This window comes from Streptomyces colwelliae (assembly GCF_048158785.1).
Lineage (GTDB): Bacteria > Actinomycetota > Actinomycetes > Streptomycetales > Streptomycetaceae > Streptomyces.
Window position 1 is genome coordinate 1 of the sequence record NZ_JBLTJC010000025.1, and the last position, 15,694, is coordinate 15,694.

The following is a 15,694-nucleotide window of genomic DNA, read 5'->3' on the forward strand; positions in this document are numbered from 1 at the left end:
GCGGCCTCGCGGACGAGGGAGAGGGGCTGGCCGTCGGCGTCGACGACGACCAGGGCGCGGGCGCCGGCGGCGTTGGCACGGCGCAGGGCCTCGGAGAGCGGGGTGTTGGTCTCGACGGGGACCGCGCCCGCCACGGCCTCGGCGTCAACCTCGGGCGCCTCGGCCGCTGGGAGGAGGCCCTCGCCGAGTCCCGCGACGTGTGCGCCATCCGCGAGCGCGTCCTGGGCGCCGACCACACCGACACCCTGGTCAGCCGCCGCGAGGTCGCCGTAGGCCTCGGCTGGCTGGGCCGGTGGGCCGACGCCCTGACCGAGTACCGCCGGGTGGCCGCCGCCCGCGAGCGCGTGCTCGGCCCGGACCACCCGGACACCCTCGCCAGCCGCAACGACGAGGCCCACTGCCTGGAACAGCTCGGCCGCAACGCCGAGGCGGTCGAGCTGTACCGCCGGGTGGCGGCGCTACGGCAGGGGCGGGCGTCCGGCGGTCACTGAGGGCAGGGTGCCCGTCCCCCCTCTGGCCGATCTGGATCACCTCGTGTTACGAAGAACCATGCCTGCACACGAGGGACACGGACACCGGACGTACGACGCCGTCATCGTCGGCGGTGGTCACAACGGCCTGGTCGCCGCCGCCTACCTGGCCCGGGCCGGGCGCTCCGTGCTCGTCCTGGAACGCCTCGGCGGCACGGGCGGCGCCGCCGTGTCGACGCGCCCGTTCGCCGGGGTCGACGCGCGGCTGTCCCGGTACTCGTACCTGGTCAGCCTGCTGCCCAAGAAGATCGTGCGGGACCTCGGCCTCGACTTCCGCGTCCGCGGCCGCACCATCTCGTCGTACACCCCCGCCGAACGCGACGGACGCCCCACCGGCCTCCTCGTCGGCGGCGGCGAGCGCCGCACCCGCGACGCCTTCGCCCGGCTGACCGGCGGCGACCGCGAGTACGCGGCCTGGCAGCGGCTCTACGGCATGACCGGCCGCCTCGCGCAGCGGGTCTTCCCCACGCTCACCGAACCGCTGCCCACCCGCGACGAACTGCGTCGGCGCGTGGACGACGAGGACGCCTGGCGGATGCTCTTCGAGGAGCCGATCGGCGTCGCGATCGAGGAGAACTTCACCGACGACCTGGTCCGGGGTGTCGTCCTCACCGACGCCCTCATCGGCACCTTCGCCGACGCCCACGACCCCACGCTCGCCCAGAACCGCTGCTTCCTCTACCACGTCATCGGCGGCGGAACCGGCGCCTGGAACGTCCCCGTCGGCGGCATGGGCGCCCTGACCGACGCCCTCGCCACCACCGCGCGCGAGGCCGGTGCCGTCCTCGCCACCGGGCACGAGGCCGTACGGATCGACACGGACGGACGCGCCGCCGAGATCACCTACCGCACGGCCGAGGGGGAGGGAACCGTAGCCGCCCGGCACGTCCTGGTCGGCGCCTCGCCGCAGCAACTGGCCGCCCTCACCGGCGACGAGCCGCCCGCGCCCGCCGAGGGCGCCCAGCTCAAGGTCAACATGCTGCTCAAGCGGCTGCCCAGGCTCCGCGACACCTCGGTCGACCCGCGCGAGGCGTTCGCCGGCACCTTCCACATCGCCGAGGGCTACGGCCAACTGGCCGCCGCACACGCCCAGGCCGCGTCCGGTTCGCTGCCCGCCGCACCGCCCTCCGAGATCTACTGCCACTCCCTCACCGACCCGAGCATCCTCGGGCGGGACCTGGTCGAGGACGGCTACCAGACCCTCACGCTCTTCGGTCTGCACACTCCGGCGCGGCTGTTCGAACGGGACAACGACGCCGTACGCGACGAGCTGTTGAAGGCGACGCTGGCCCAGTTTGACAACCACCTCGCCGAACCCCTCGCCGACTGCCTGGCCACCGACACCGACGGCCGCCCCTGCATCGAGGCGAAGACCCCGCTCGACCTGGAACGCGACCTCCGGCTGCCCGGCGGCAACATCTTCCACCGCGAACTGTCCTGGCCGTACGCCCAGGACGACACGGGCTGTTGGGGCGTCGAGACCCGCCATGCGAACGTCCTGCTGTGCGGGGCGGGCGCGGTGCGGGGCGGCGGCGTGAGCGGGGTGCCGGGGCACAACGCGGCGATGGCGGTGCTGGAGGCGGGTGAATGATGTCCTCCGTCCGGGATTTCTACGACGCGCTCGCCGCCGACTACCACCTGATCTTCCGGGACTGGGACGTGAGCATGGCCCGCCAGGCGAAGGCACTGGACGGAGTCGTCCGGGCTCGGTCGGGTGCGGGGCCACACCAGGTACTGGACTGTTCATGTGGGATCGGCACACAGGCGATCGGACTGGCGGGCGTCGGACACCGGGTGATCGGGAGTGATCTGAGCCCGGCCGCTGTCGCGCGGGCCGCCGTCGAGGCCGCGGCCCGGGGTGTCCGCCTTCCGGTGACCGTGGCGGACATGCGGGCGCTGCCGTTCCGGGCAGCCGCGTTCGAAGTCGTGGTCTGTGCCGACAACTCCCTCGCGCATCTGCTCACCGCCGACGACGTCGGTACGGCTCTGGCCGGCATGCGACGGGTCCTGCGCGACGACGGGCTCCTGATGATCAGCATCCGGGACTACGACGGGCTCCGGGCCGAACGGCCCACGTCGACGCCTCCCCAGCTGTCGACGACCACCGAAGGCCGCGCGATCACCTTCCAGTTGTGGCACTGGCACGAGGACGGCGAGCGGTACGACCAGGAGTTCTTCCAGCTCCTGCCCGTGGGCGACGGTTGGGAGGTGCGGGTACGCCATGTCACCTCCTGGGCCCTGACCCGCGGCCGGTTGAGCGCCGCGGTGGCCGACGCGGGCTTCACGGACGTCAGTTGGCACGAGCCGGAGAGCAGCGGCTTCTACCAGCCCGTGCTCACGGCGCGCCCGGCCTAGCCGTCGAGAAAATCTGACGGAGCATCAGAAAAGGCCTTCCGTCGTCCGGAGGACTGCGGCATTCTGCGCCCATGCAGACGGAGTTGAGCAAGAAACTGGGAGTCGAGCACGCCATTTTCGGCTTCACGCCGTTCCCCGCCGTCGCCGCGGCCATCAGCCGGGCCGGCGGTTTCGGAGTGCTCGGCGCGGTCCGCTACACGGCCCCCGACGACCTCAAGCGCGACCTCGACTGGCTGGAGGCGCACGTCGAGGGGATGCCCTACGGCCTGGACGTCGTCATGCCGGCGAAGAAGGTCGAGGGCGTCTCTGAGGCCGAGGTCGAGGCGATGATCCCGGAAGGGCACCGGCAGTTCGTCACCGAGACCCTGGCCAAGTACGGCGTGCCCGAACTCGCCGAGGGCGAGGTGTCAGGCTGGCGCATCACCGGGTGGATGGAACAGGTGGCCCGCAACCAGCTCGACGTCGCCTTCGACTACCCGATCAAGCTGCTCGCCAACGCGCTGGGGTCCCCACCGGCCGATGTCGTCGCCCGCGCTCATGACCGCAATGTGCTCGTCGCCGCGCTCGCGGGCAGCGCCCGGCACGCCCGCAAGCACGCGGAGGGCGGCATCGACATCGTCGTGGCCCAGGGCTACGAGGCGGGCGGCCACACCGGCGAGATCGCCTCGATGGTGCTGACGCCCGAGGTCGTCGAGGCCGTCGATCCGCTGCCTGTCCTCGCCGCGGGCGGCATCGGCAGCGGGCAGCAGGTGGCCGCCGCACTCAGTCTCGGAGCCCAAGGTGTGTGGCTGGGATCCGTATGGCTGACCACCACAGAGGCCGATATGCACTCGCCCGCCCTGACCCGCAAACTGCTCGCCGCCGGGTCCGGCGACACCGTCCGCTCCCGCGCCCTGACCGGGAAACCGGCCCGCCAACTGCGCACCGAGTGGACCGACGCCTGGGACGACACGGACGGTCCGGGCACCCTCCCCATGCCCCTCCAGGGACTGCTGGTCGCCGAGGCCGTCTCACGCATCCAGAAGTACGAGATCGACCCACTGCTCGGCACCCCCGTCGGCCAGATCGTCGGCCGCATGAACAGCGAACGCAGTGTCCAGGCCGTCTTCGACGACCTCACCCGCGGCTTCGAGCACGCCGTCGACCGCATCAACCGCATCGCCGGAAGGAGCGGCCAGTGAGCACCCAGGGTGAGACCACACAGGGCGTGAGCACACCTCCCGCCGGCTTCTGGGCCCAGGCGGCACAGGACCCCGACCGTGAGGTCCTCGTCGCTCCCGACGGCGAGGTGTGGACGGCGGGCCGACTGCACGCCGCCGCCAACCAACTCGTCCACGGTCTGCGCGCCGCCGGACTCGAACGCGGCGACGCCTTCGCGGTCGTCCTGCCCAACGGCGTCGAGTTCTTCACGGCCCATCTCGCCGCCACCCAGGCCGGGTTCTACCTCGTCCCCGTCAACCACCACTTCGTCGCACCCGAGATCGCCTGGATCGTCGCCGACTCCGGCGCCAAGGTGCTCATCGCGCACGAGCGGTTCGCCGAGGCAGCCCGCCAGGCCGCCGACGAGGCGGGCCTGCCCGCCAGCCACCGGTACGCGGTCGGCACGGTCGAGGGCTTCCGGCCGTACGCCGAACTCCTCGACGGACAACCGGAGTCGGCGCCCACGGACCGCACGCTGGGCTGGGTCATGAACTACACCTCCGGCACCACCGGCCGCCCCCGCGGCATCCGCCGCCCCCTGCCCGGCAAGCCGCCCGAGTCGGCGTACCTCGGCGGATTCCTCGCCATCTTCGGCATCAAGCCCTTCGACGACAACGTGCACCTCGTCTGCTCACCGCTCTACCACACGGCCGTCCTCCAATTCGCGGGCGCGAGCCTGCACATCGGGCACCGGCTGGTCCTGATGGACAAGTGGACCCCGGAGGAGATGCTCCGCCTCATCGACCGCGAGAAGTGCACCCACACACATATGGTCCCCACCCAGTTCCACCGCCTCCTCGCCCTCCCCGAGGACATACGGGCGCGCTACGACGTCTCGTCCATGCGGCACGCCATCCACGGCGCCGCCCCGTGCCCCGACCATGTGAAGCGGGCGATGATCGACTGGTGGGGCCACTGTGTGGAGGAGTACTACGCGGCCAGCGAGGGCGGCGGTGCCTTCGCGACCGCCGAGGACTGGCTGAAGAAACCCGGCACGGTCGGCAAGGCCTGGCCCATCAGCGAACTCGCGGTCTTCGACGACGACGGCAACCGGCTTCCGCCCGGTGAACTCGGCACGGTGTACATGAAGATGAGCACCGGCGGCTTCGCTTACCACAAGGACGAGGCCAAGACGAAGAAGAACCGCATCGGCGACTTCTTCACCGTCGGCGACCTCGGCTACGTCGACGAGGACGGCTACCTCTTCCTCCGCGACCGCAAGATCGACATGATCATCTCGGGCGGCGTCAACATCTACCCGGCCGAGATCGAGTCGGTGCTCCTTGCCCATCCCGCCGTCGCGGACGCCGCGGCCTTCGGCATCCCGCACGACGAGTGGGGCGAGGAGGTCAAGGCCGTCGTCGAACCGGCCCCCGGCCACGACCCCGGCCCGGCCCTCGCCACCGCGCTCCTCGACCACTGCGCCGAGCAACTCGCCGGCTACAAACGGCCCAAGAGCGTCGACTTCATCACCGAGATGCCCCGCGACCCCAACGGCAAGCTGTACAAGCGGCGGCTGCGGGACCCGTACTGGGAGGGGCGTACGCGGCCTGTGTGAGTGGGGCACATGTGGGTGCGGCCAGTATCCGGTAAGGGGAGGTGTGGTCCCGGTCCATGTGCGGCGGGACCACACCGACCCGTCCGCTTGACCCGCCCGGATGGTGGCCCGAGGATCATGTGTCATGACGACCGGACACGGCAGCACGGTTGACGGGGTACTACGACGCAGTGCCCGGCGCACTCCCGCACGCGTGGCGGTGGACTACGGCGAGCGCTCCTGGACGTACGAGGAACTCGACGACGCCGTCTCCCGCGCGGCGAGCGTGCTCCTCGACCAGGGCCTCGCGCCGGGCGACCGGGTCGGCGCCTACGGCCACAACTCGGACGCCTATCTGATCAGCTTCCTCGCCTGCGCCCGCGCGGGCCTCGTGCACGTGCCGGTCAACCAGAACCTCACCGGCGACGACCTCGCGTACATCGTCGGCCAGTCCGGCAGCACGCTGGTGCTCACCGATCCGGACCTCGCCGGTCGACTCTCCGACGATGTACGGACGTTGCCGCTGCGGGACGCGGACGGTTCGCTGCTGGAACGGCTGGCGTCCGCGTCGCCGTACGACGGGCCCGAGCCGCGCACCGAGGACCTGGTGCAGTTGCTCTACACCTCGGGCACGACCGCGCTGCCCAAGGGCGCGATGATGACCCACCGGGCCCTGGTGCACGAGTACTTGAGCGCGATCACCGCCCTGGACCTGAGCGCGGGGGACCGGCCGGTGCACTCGCTGCCGCTGTACCACTCGGCGCAGCTGCATGTGTTCCTGCTGCCGTACCTGGCGGTCGGGGCGACCAGCATCATCCTCGACGCGCCGGACGGCGACCGGCTGTTCGACCTGATCGAGGCCGGGCGCGCGGACAGCCTGTTCGCCCCGCCCACGGTGTGGATCGGCCTGGCGAACCGGCCCGACTTCGCGACCCGCGACCTGAGCGGGCTGCGCAAGGCGTACTACGGCGCGTCGATCATGCCGGTACCCGTCCTGGAGCGCTTGCGGGAACGGCTGCCCAAGCTGGCCTTCTACAACTGCTTCGGGCAGAGCGAGATCGGTCCGCTGGCCACCGTCCTGGGCCCCGACGAGCACAAGGGCCGGATGGACTCGTGCGGTCGTCCCGTCCTGTTCGTGGACGCGCGAGTGGTCGACGAGGACGGCAAGGAGGTGCCCGACGGCACGTCCGGTGAAGTCGTCTACCGCTCACCGCAGTTGTGCGAGGGCTACTGGGACAAGCCCGAGGAGACCGCCGCGGCCTTCCGCGACGGATGGTTCCACTCCGGCGACCTGGCGGTGCGGGACGCCCACGGCTTCTTCACCGTCGTCGACCGGGTGAAGGACGTCATCAACTCCGGTGGCGTACTGGTCGCTTCGCGCCAGGTCGAGGACGTGCTCTACACCCACGAGGGCGTCGCCGAGGTCGCCGTGATCGGCCTCCCCGACGACCGCTGGATCGAGGCCGTCACCGCGGTCGTCGTCCCGCGCGGCGAGGTCACCGAGGCCCAACTCATCGACCACGCGCGGGAGAAGCTCGCGCACTTCAAGGCGCCCAAGCGGGTCGTGTTCGTGGATGAGCTGCCGCGCAACGCCAGCGGAAAGATCCTCAAGCGGGAGCTGCGGGAGCGGTTCGCCGACTGAGCGTTCTCACCCGGGAGCCTGAGCATCCTCACCCGGGAGCCGAGGCCGGGGCGGGTGCCGGGGCCGTGCGCGCCTCCGCTCCCGCGATCGTGTCCCGCAACACCTCACGGGCCGCGGCGAGTTCGGCGGCACGGCAGTCGAGGTCGCTCAACTGGGCACGCAGCGCGTCGAGTACACCCGGGCAGGGCTGTACGGCCGCCTCGTCCGTGGTGCAGGGCAGTACCTGCCGGATGACCCGGGTGGGCAGCCCGGCGGCGAGGAGTGCGCGGATGCGGAGTACGGCGGCGGTGTCCGAATCGGCGTACTCCCTATAGCCGTTGGGCAGTCGCGCGGGTCGTAGCAGCCCCGCCCGTTCGTAGTAGCGCAGCAGCCGCTCACTGGTTCCCGTCCGCTCGGCCAGCTCCCCGATCAGCACAGGCCCGCACCCTTCTCCGACTTGACCTTCCAACGGTGTCAGGGCTCAACACTGGCTTCCGCCGCCCGCATTCCGCCGGGCGGCCGGCCCGCCCAGGGAGGCGCACATGATTCTCGACGCCCACAGCCATGTCCACGACCCGCTGGACGCCCACCTGTTGGCGCTCGACGACGCGGGCGTGGACCGCACGGTGCTGTTCCCCACCCGTGCCCACCCGGAACGGGCCACCGGCCTCGACTCCCTCCGTCACGAAATGGGCGCCCTGGAAAGGGCGTTGGCCGGCGGGTCCGGTGACGACGGATTCGCCCTGGCCATGCGGGAGTTGGACGAGGCCCTCGCCGCACACCCCGACCGTTTCCTCGGCTTCGGGTCCGTACCTCTCGGCCGTCCCGACGTCGAGACCGCGGCCCGCGTGGAGCGGGAGGTGACCGGCCGCGGGCTGTACGGCATCGGGGAACTCACCCCGCCCCCGGACCGGGCGGCCCTCGTCGAACCGGCGCTCCGGGCGGCCCACGACCACACCGGCCTCCCGGTGGTCGTCCACGGCGCCGCGCCCACGACCGCGGCGGACGTGCGCACACTCGCCGAACTGGCCGCCCGCTACCCGAAGGTGCCGCTGGTGATCAGCCAACTGGCCGGAGCCCACTGGATGGTGGCGATCGAACTGGCCCGCGCCACCCCCAACCTCCACCTCGAACTGTCCACCGCGAACATCGTCTTCGCCGTCCGCCTCGCCATCCACGAACTCCCCACCCGCACCTTCTTCGGATCGGACGCCCCTTATGGAGACCCGGTCGTCGCGCGCACGACGGTGGAACGGGTCACGTCTCCGGGCGAGGTGCGCGACCGGGTTCTGGGCGGGAACCTGGCGGAGCTGCTGGGGCTGGGCTGAGCAGGTGAATCCGTCCCGTGACGCGCCTCACCGCAGGGGAAGCAACGCCTCCCCGAGCTCGCGCCAGTACGGCATCGCCGACCGGCCCGGCTCGATCCCGATCACCTGTACGGCGACGTGGTCGGCGCCGGCCTCCACATGGCCGTGCAGCTTCCCCACGATGGTGTCCAGGTCGCCCCAGAACACGAAGTCGTCGACGAGCCGGTCGCTGCCGCCTCCGGTGATCTCCTCCTCGGCGTAGCCCAGGCGGCGGAACTTCGTGATGTTGTAAGGGGTGTTGAGATAGTCGTGCAGATGGTCGCGTGCGATCGCGCGTGCCGTGTCCGGGTCCGACTCGAACAACACCGCGTGTTCCACGGCCAGGAAGGCGTCCGGACCGAGGATCTCCCGTGCCTGGGCGGTGTGTTGGACGTTGACGTGATACGTCTTCGCGCCGCCCGTGCGGTCGCGGGCCAGCTCCAGCATCCTGGGCCCGTACGCGGCCAGGATGCTGCGCAGGGGGGCTTCGGGCGTGGGGTTGGGTGTCTCCCTGGCCAGGGTGTCCATGGCGTCGAGGTACTCGGCCATGGCTGCCAGCGGCTTGGTGCCCGGCTGAGGCGTCCCACCGAGTCCCAGGCCGAGCACATGCCGGTCCGGATAGGCGTCGGCGAGGAGGAGGGCGGCGCCGTACGCCCACCGGGCCTCGCGCGACGTGATGCGGGCGATGGCGTTGACGACGTGCATCCGCTCCGTGCAGGAGAGCAGATATCCGGCGTGCGTGAACGCGTCCCGACCGAGCAGCTCGGGAATCCACAGCGCCCGCCACCCCTGCTCCTCGAGGCCCTGGACCGACTCCCGCACCTGCGCGGCCGGCTGGTACTCGAAGTCGAACGTGTAGATCCCGAATGTGTCCAGCTCCAGGCCCTCGATACCGCCCATGGAACAACCCCTCGTGTGTGACTCGCGAACGACGCCGATGGATACGCATCGAAATATCGCAGAATCTCGATATGAGACGCAAGTGCACGGTGGGCAACCGGAGTTGGGTGATCGTCTAGAGGGCGCGTCCCAGCTCGGCGACCAGTTGGGCGATGCGCTGCTCGTCGCGCCGGTAGTGGGTCCACTTGCCGACCCGCGTCGCCCGCACCAGACCGGCCCGCTGGAGTTCCGCCATATAGGCCGACACCGTCGACTGGGCCAGCCCGGCCCGGGCCTGGATGTGGGTCACGCACACACCCACCTCGACGGGGTCGGCTATGGCGCCCTCCAGGGAGAAGTGGCGCTCGGGCTCACGCAACCACTGGAGCAGCTGGAACCGCATCGGGTTCGACAGCGCCCGCAACGCGCCGACCAGGTCGGGATCGGGTGAGGTCGCAGTCTCCGCCATGGGTCCGGAGTATAGGTCGACACCTACGATTCGAAGAATGTCGATGTGCGTGAAGACTGAGGTGGGGGCCGCGTCAGGACGTCCGCAGGTCCACGATGCGGCGGATCTTGCCGACACTGCGCTCCAGTGACTCGGGTTCCACGATCTCGACCGCGACCGAGACGCCGATGCCGTCCTTCACGGCCGTGGTGATGGCGCGGGCAGCGGCCTCCCGGGTCTCGGGGGTCGCGCCGGGGCGCGCCTCGGCCCGTACCGTGAGGGCGTCGAGGCGGCCCTCCCGGGTGAGCCTGAGTTGGAAGTGGGGTGCGACGCCCGGGGTGCGCAGGACGATCTCCTCGATCTGGGTGGGGAACAGGTTCACCCCGCGCAGGATCACCATGTCGTCACTGCGGCCGGTGACCTTCTCCATGCGCCGGAAGGCGGGTCGGGCGGTGCCGGGGAGCAGGCGGGTCAGGTCCCGGGTGCGGTAACGGATCACCGGCATGGCCTCCTTGGTGAGGGAGGTGAACACCAACTCGCCCTTCTCGCCCTCGGGCAGGACCTCGCCGGTGATCGGGTCGACGACCTCCGGGAAGAAGTGGTCCTCCCAGATGTGCAACCCGTCCTTGGTCTCCACGCACTCCTGCGCGACCCCCGGACCGATCACCTCCGACAGCCCGTAGATGTCGACCGCGTCGATCACGAACCGCTCCTCGATCTCCCGCCGCATCTGCTCGGTCCAGGGCTCCGCCCCGAAGATCCCGACCCGTAGAGAGGTGCCGCGCGGGTCGACCCCCTGCCGCACGAACTCGTCGAGGAGGGTGAGCATGTAGGACGGGGTGACCATGATGATCTCGGGCTTGAAGTCCTGGATGATCTGCACCTGGCGGGCCGTCATACCGCCAGACGCGGGGATGACCGTACAACCCAGTCGCTCGGCACCATAGTGAGCGCCCAGACCACCGGTGAACAGCCCATAGCCGTACGCCACATGCACCTTGTCGCCGGGCCGTCCGCCCGCGGCGCGGATGGAACGGGCCACCATGTCGGCCCACATGGAAAGGTCGTTCTCTGTATAGCCGACCACTGTGGGGCGCCCGGTGGTGCCGCTCGACGCGTGGATGCGGCGGATACGGTCCTCGGGGACGGCGAACATGCCGAACGGGTAGTTCTCGCGCAGGTCCACCTTGGTGGTGAACGGGAAAAGGGCGAGGTCGGAGAGTGCGCGGCAGTCGTCCGGGTGCACTCCGGCCGCGTCGAAGGACCCGCGGTAGAAGGGCACGTTCGTGTAGGCGTGCCGGAGCGAGGCCCGTAGCCGCTCCAACTGCAGTGTCCTGAGTGCGCCCTGGTCGAGCCGTTCCCCCGAGTCGAGCAGCTCCGCCGCGTCCGCCATCGGCGCACCCTTCCGTCAATCGTGCCATTTCGGGCGACCGATCATTCGGTCGACGTGTGTGGGAACAGTAATCCAGCCAGCCGCCCACCGGGGCAAGAGGTCTGGCCCCACTTTCTCGACGCGTCGCCCGGCAGAATGGGCGCGTGGATCTTCGTCCGGAACTCCTGCCACCGCCCGTCTCCCCGGCGCGAGTTGAGGAACTCGGCCGAGAGATCGAGCGGATCGAGACCCTCTGCCACGGCGCCGACCGACCGGCCGCGGAGGAGGCGGTGGCCGCGTTCGCCGAGGCGACGGGGCACGACTGCTCGGCGGCCGACTTCCTGGGTCACGCCGGGTCGCGGGGACGCTGGAGGAGTTCGCCCTGGAGGCCGCACGAGCGGCGTATCCGCGCTTGCCCGACGTCACCCGCGACGAACTCGTCGAAGTCGTCGAAGTCGTCGAAGTCGTCCGCAGGATCCTGTCCGGCGGCGCGGACGCCGAGTACTACCTCCGCCTCTTCCTCTTCACGACGAACGTGCCGCGTCCAGCGGCCTCTGACCTGATCTTCCATCCGCCGTCCGACCTCGCGGACGCCTCCGCCGAGCAGATCGTCGACGCGGCGCCGGCCCACCGCCCCATCGCCCTCTGATGAACTGCCTTGCGGTGGAGCCCGGTTGGCGGTGAGGATCGGCCGCATGCCGACCTTCACCGCCACCGACGGCACCGAACTCGCCTACCACGTCCGGGGCGAGGGCGAGCCGCTGGTCGTCCTGCCCGGAGGGCCCATGCGGGCCTCCGCATACCTCGGCGACCTGGGCGGACTGTCCGCACATCGTCGGCTGATCCTGCTCGACCTCCGGGGCACTGGCGACTCCGCGGCACCGGTCGACCGGACGTCGTACCGCTGCGACCAACTCGTCGATGACGTGGAAGTGTTGCGCGCCCACATGGGGTTGGACCATATGGATCTGCTCGCCCACTCGGCGGGCGGCAGCCTCGCGATGCTGTACGTGGCCCGGTATCCCGAGCGAGTCGCACGCCTGACCCTCGTCACCGCCACCCCGTGGGCACTGGACATGCCGGCCACGCCCGAGGACCGACTCGCCGCCGCACGGCTCCGGAAGGGCGAGCCGTGGTTCGAGGACGCGTTCGGGCCGTTCGAGGCGTGGCTGGCGGGCGAGGGCACCTTCGACCCGGTCTTCGAGCCCTTCTTCTACGGCCGTTGGGATGCCGTGGCCGAGAAACACTCCGCGCTCGCCGACGAGGAGTGCAACGACGAGGCTGCCGACCTGTACTTCTCCGAGGGTGCCTTCGACCCGGCCGCCACCCGGGCCGCCCTCGCGGACCTGTCCGCACCCGTCCTGGTCCTCGCGGGCGAGCTGGACGGCGGCCCCCGGCCCGACCTCGCCCGCCGTGCCGCCGACGTCTTCCGCGACGCCGAGTCGGCGGTCCAGCCGGGTGCCGGGCACTACCCGTGGCTCGACGACCCGGAGTGGTTCGTGGGCCGCGTTACCGCGTTCCTCGACGGTAGGAGCGGGTCTCTGCTCTCGGCAGAGTAGGCGAATGACTCGGCGGCCCACCGGCTACGTTCCTGGCATGGACACCGAGATCCGCGCCGTCAAGGCGAACGGCATCACCCTGGCCTGCCGCGCCTGGGGCCCCGAAGACGCGCCGCCCGTCCTCCTGCTCCACTGCCGGGGCGCCGACGGCACCGACTGGTTGCCCATCGCCGAGCGGCTCGCCACCGGAGCCGTCCCGCACCGCGTGTACGCCCCCGACCTGCGCGGCCACGGAACCAGCGACTGGCCCGGCACCGAGCCGGGTGCCACGGCGGAGGTGTACGCCTACGAGGCCATGCGGGACGACATGCTCGGCCTCCTCACCGCTCTCGGCATCGAACGCGTCGACGTCGTAGGCCACTCCCTGGGCGGCATCGTCGCGTATCTGCTCGCGCAGGAGGCACCCGGCGTCGTACGGCGGCTGGTTCTGGAGGACGTGCCCGCGCCGATCGCCTTCGACCCGCCACGGCCGCCCACCGAACGACCGGCCGGGGAGCTGCCGTTCGACTGGGCCATGATCGAGGCCACCGACGCCAAAGCGAACGATCCCGACCCCATGTGGTGGGACCACATGGGGCGGATCACCATGCCCACGCTGGTGATTGCAGGTGGCCCCACCAGCGGGGTTCCTCAGGACCGGGTCGCCGTGCTCGCCGAACGGATCCCCGACGCGGGCCTGGTGACCATCGACGCCGGACACCTCGTGCACGAGAACCGACCGGAGGAGTTCCTCGCCGTCGTGGAAGCGTTTCTCGCGGGGGAGCAGGTCACTTCGCGTACGCCGTCATGAAGCGGTCCCGGAACTTGTCCATGCTCAACACCGGTCCGTTGTCGGCCGGCTTGAGGCCGTCCGTCCAGCCCCAGCTGGAGATCTTGTCGAGCACCTTCGGGTCGTGGGCGACGATGGTGATCGGCACGTCCCGGTCGGCGGTGCCGCCGGTGACCGTCGGGACGGGCTGGTGGTCGCCGAGGAAGACGAGGACGGTGTTCTTGTTGCCGTAGCGCTGGACCCACTGGGTCAGGCTGTCCACGGAGTACTGGATGGCCTTGCGGTACTCGGTCCGCACGCGCTTCGCGCTCTTCCAGACCTCCGTCGGGTTCGTGCCCTCCTTCTTGATCTGGTTGAAGATCGTGCCGTCCCCGAGCTGGTCCCAGGGGATCGTGCGGGCGATGGGGGACCACGGGTTGTGGCTGGAGGCCAGGATGATCTCCGCCATGATCGGGTCGCGGTTCTTCTTGCCGTACTCCAGCTTCTCGAAGGACTCCAGGCTGAACTGGTCCGGCACCGGCGTCCAGCTGAAGTACGGGCCCTGGTAGCCGAGATGGGTGGAGTCGTAGATGTTGTCGAGGCCGAAGTACTTGCCCTCGGGCCAGGACTTGCGCACACCGGGGACGATGCCGACCGTGCGCCAGGCGCCGGTCTTCTGGAAGTAGCTGGTGAGGGTCGCGCGGGTGCTGGTGGTCACGGTCCGGTACCGCTGCTGGTTCTTGATCCACAGGCCGGACAGGAACGTCGAGTGCGCGAGCCAACTGCCCGCGCCCGTCACGGGCGACCTCAGCCACGCGCTGCGCGACGAGAAGCCGGCCGCCTTGAGCCGGGCGTCGCCCGCCGTGAGCGTCTTGTCCATCTCCGGTGCCATCGTCGGGTCGTCGAGCGCGACCCGGCCGTAGCTCTCGATGAAGGTGAACAGCACGTCCTTGCCGCGCAGTCCGGTCAGCAGCTGGTCGGGCGGGGTCTTCGCGAAGGCGTCGACGGCGAGCTCCTTCTTGAAGACGTCGGCGTCCCCCAGACCGTCACGGACGTACTGCACACGATTGCTGAGGAACTGGCTGTAGCCCTTGGTGGCGAGCGTGACACCGCCGACCTGCACGCTCAGGGTGAAGCACATGATCCACACAACACCGAGGACAAGTGTGGTGCGTACGGCCATGGGGCGGTGCCTGGCCATCACGTCCGCCAGCCGCACCATCGCGAGTGCGCTCGCGATGAGTACGGCGACCAGCAGGACGATCACACCGATGATCGCGAGCACCTCGCCCGAGCGACCGAACGAGTCCTTCATCCAGTCGGCCGCGTCATTCAACAGGACCCAGTCGAAGACCAGGTCGAACGGACGCGCCAAGGTCTCGTAGAAGCCCATGTCGAGGCACTTCAGGACGGTGGACAGCCCGACGAACGCACCCAGGACGACGGCGGTGATCCGCCGGGCCCGCGACGGCAGCGCGAGCAGCACGACCGCGAGGACGATCAGCTCCACGGGGAGGCGGAGGAACGACTGGAACGTCATCCGGTCGAGACGGTCGGGCATGACGAGCGCGACGAGCAGCAGCGCACCGGCCAGCACGCTCGTGCCCACCCCGACGGCACGGGAGGCGCGGGGGTAACGACGGCGCCAGCCGAACCAGCCCGCGCGGAGCGGGAGTTGGGACGGCTCCTCGGCAGAGTCATCAGTGGGTCCGACGGACTCGGCCACCTCGGCAGAATCAGCTGCCTTGGCAGAATCAGCCGGCTCGGCGGACTCAGTCGATTCAGCTGACTCAGTCGACTCGGGCGACTTCGCTGATTCGGGAGACTCGACCGATTCAGATGCGGCGGCCGAGTCGGGCGCGTCGGCAGAGGACGCTGTCGCGTCCGGTGCGTCGGCCGAGGAGGTTGTCGAGTCGGGTGCGTCGCCCGCGTCGGAGGCGCCCTCCAAGTCGGCTGGCTCCGCTGATGCGTTCGGCTCGGGTGGGTCCTGTTGTTCGGGTGATTCGGCGGCCTCCGTCGCCGCTGTCGGGTCGGTCTCCCCAGAGGCCTTCTGATCCGGCAGTGGGTGAGAGCGAGTGAAGAGCGGCACCCGAACGTCC

At 70.4% G+C, this 15,694-nt stretch carries 15 protein-coding genes; 10 read left to right on the forward strand and 5 right to left on the reverse strand.

Annotated features, from left to right (window positions below; all coding sequences use genetic code 11):
• From ACNFOC_RS07975 to ACNFOC_RS08000, 6 genes are all read left to right on the forward strand, one after another.
• The coding region (locus ACNFOC_RS07975) for a tetratricopeptide repeat protein (RefSeq protein ID WP_416958108.1) at positions 1-491 on the forward strand (491 nt) is incomplete at its 5' end.
• A 58-nt stretch (positions 492-549) separates the two neighbouring features.
• The gene (locus ACNFOC_RS07980; RefSeq protein WP_416958110.1) at positions 550-2,121 is read left to right on the forward strand and encodes a phytoene desaturase family protein; all 1,572 of its coding nucleotides are present in this window, start codon (positions 550-552) and stop codon (positions 2,119-2,121) included.
• Entirely contained in the window at positions 2,118-2,885 is a 768-nt protein-coding gene (locus tag ACNFOC_RS07985) for a class I SAM-dependent methyltransferase (RefSeq protein WP_416958112.1), read from the forward strand. Before ACNFOC_RS07980 ends, ACNFOC_RS07985 begins: the two co-directional genes overlap by 4 nt.
• Positions 2,886-2,956: 71 nt before the next feature.
• Complete coding sequence (locus ACNFOC_RS07990; protein ID WP_416958114.1) at positions 2,957-4,066, forward strand: NAD(P)H-dependent flavin oxidoreductase; 1,110 nt, start codon at positions 2,957-2,959, stop codon at positions 4,064-4,066.
• Positions 4,063-5,643 (forward strand): acyl-CoA synthetase, encoded by a 1,581-nt coding sequence (locus ACNFOC_RS07995; protein ID WP_416958115.1) that lies wholly within the window; start codon positions 4,063-4,065, stop codon positions 5,641-5,643. Before ACNFOC_RS07990 ends, ACNFOC_RS07995 begins: the two co-directional genes overlap by 4 nt.
• 124 nt (positions 5,644-5,767) lie before the next feature.
• Entirely contained in the window at positions 5,768-7,264 is a 1,497-nt protein-coding gene (locus ACNFOC_RS08000; RefSeq protein WP_416958118.1) for an acyl-CoA synthetase, read from the forward strand.
• 28 nt (positions 7,265-7,292) lie between these two features.
• Here the strand turns inward: ACNFOC_RS08000 and ACNFOC_RS08005 are convergent, their stop codons facing one another.
• Positions 7,293-7,679 (reverse strand): MerR family transcriptional regulator, encoded by a 387-nt coding sequence (locus ACNFOC_RS08005; protein ID WP_416958120.1) that lies wholly within the window; start codon positions 7,677-7,679, stop codon positions 7,293-7,295.
• 106 nt (positions 7,680-7,785) lie between these two features.
• On the opposite strand from ACNFOC_RS08005, the gene ACNFOC_RS08010 reads away from it, so the two are divergent.
• The gene (locus ACNFOC_RS08010; RefSeq protein ID WP_416958122.1) at positions 7,786-8,571 is read left to right on the forward strand and encodes an amidohydrolase family protein; all 786 of its coding nucleotides are present in this window, start codon (positions 7,786-7,788) and stop codon (positions 8,569-8,571) included.
• A 27-nt stretch (positions 8,572-8,598) separates the two neighbouring features.
• Here ACNFOC_RS08010 and ACNFOC_RS08015 read toward each other — a convergent pair whose 3' ends face one another.
• The 3 genes from ACNFOC_RS08015 to paaK form a co-directional block, all read right to left on the reverse strand.
• Positions 8,599-9,489 carry a TIGR03620 family F420-dependent LLM class oxidoreductase gene (locus tag ACNFOC_RS08015; RefSeq protein ID WP_416958124.1) on the reverse strand — a complete coding sequence of 297 codons (891 nt, stop codon included), beginning with the start codon at positions 9,487-9,489 and terminating at the stop codon, positions 8,599-8,601.
• A 115-nt stretch (positions 9,490-9,604) separates the two neighbouring features.
• A complete protein-coding gene (locus ACNFOC_RS08020; RefSeq protein ID WP_416958126.1) occupies positions 9,605-9,937 on the reverse strand; it encodes an ArsR/SmtB family transcription factor in 333 nt (110 codons plus the stop codon).
• A 73-nt stretch (positions 9,938-10,010) separates the two neighbouring features.
• Entirely contained in the window at positions 10,011-11,309 is a 1,299-nt protein-coding gene (gene paaK, locus ACNFOC_RS08025; protein ID WP_416958128.1) for a phenylacetate--CoA ligase PaaK, read from the reverse strand.
• A 391-nt stretch (positions 11,310-11,700) separates the two neighbouring features.
• Here paaK and ACNFOC_RS08030 point away from each other — a divergent pair, with 391 nt between their 5' ends.
• The 3 genes from ACNFOC_RS08030 to ACNFOC_RS08040 are packed head-to-tail and all read left to right on the forward strand — an operon-like array spanning position 11,701 to position 13,637.
• A complete protein-coding gene (locus tag ACNFOC_RS08030) occupies positions 11,701-11,937 on the forward strand; it encodes a bacteriocin immunity protein (RefSeq protein ID WP_416958130.1) in 237 nt (78 codons plus the stop codon).
• A gap of 46 nt (positions 11,938-11,983) precedes the next feature.
• On the forward strand, positions 11,984-12,847 hold the full coding sequence (locus ACNFOC_RS08035; protein ID WP_416958132.1) for an alpha/beta fold hydrolase: 864 nt from the start codon (positions 11,984-11,986) through the stop codon (positions 12,845-12,847).
• 37 nt (positions 12,848-12,884) lie between these two features.
• Positions 12,885-13,637, forward strand: coding sequence for an alpha/beta fold hydrolase (locus ACNFOC_RS08040; RefSeq protein WP_416958134.1), 753 nt, complete (start codon positions 12,885-12,887; stop codon positions 13,635-13,637).
• Here ACNFOC_RS08040 and ACNFOC_RS08045 read toward each other — a convergent pair.
• On the reverse strand, positions 13,615-15,321 hold the full coding sequence (locus ACNFOC_RS08045; protein WP_416958136.1) for an LTA synthase family protein: 1,707 nt from the start codon (positions 15,319-15,321) through the stop codon (positions 13,615-13,617). The genes ACNFOC_RS08040 and ACNFOC_RS08045 overlap by 23 nt on opposite strands.
• Positions 15,322-15,694: the final 373 nt, after the last annotated feature.

Coding starts and splice junctions, on each gene's coding strand:
- ACNFOC_RS08015 (WP_416958124.1), bottom strand. CDS start 9,489: ATGGGCGGTATCGAGGGCCTGGAGCTGGACACATTCGGGATCTACACG.
- ACNFOC_RS08020 (WP_416958126.1), bottom strand. CDS start 9,937: ATGGCGGAGACTGCGACCTCACCCGATCCCGACCTGGTCGGCGCGTTG.
- ACNFOC_RS08000 (WP_416958118.1), top strand. CDS start 5,768: ATGACGACCGGACACGGCAGCACGGTTGACGGGGTACTACGACGCAGT.
- ACNFOC_RS08035 (WP_416958132.1), top strand. CDS start 11,984: ATGCCGACCTTCACCGCCACCGACGGCACCGAACTCGCCTACCACGTC.
- paaK (WP_416958128.1), bottom strand. CDS start 11,309: ATGGCGGACGCGGCGGAGCTGCTCGACTCGGGGGAACGGCTCGACCAG.
- ACNFOC_RS07980 (WP_416958110.1), top strand. CDS start 550: ATGCCTGCACACGAGGGACACGGACACCGGACGTACGACGCCGTCATC.
- ACNFOC_RS08010 (WP_416958122.1), top strand. CDS start 7,786: ATGATTCTCGACGCCCACAGCCATGTCCACGACCCGCTGGACGCCCAC.
- ACNFOC_RS07985 (WP_416958112.1), top strand. CDS start 2,118: ATGATGTCCTCCGTCCGGGATTTCTACGACGCGCTCGCCGCCGACTAC.
- ACNFOC_RS08040 (WP_416958134.1), top strand. CDS start 12,885: ATGGACACCGAGATCCGCGCCGTCAAGGCGAACGGCATCACCCTGGCC.
- ACNFOC_RS07990 (WP_416958114.1), top strand. CDS start 2,957: ATGCAGACGGAGTTGAGCAAGAAACTGGGAGTCGAGCACGCCATTTTC.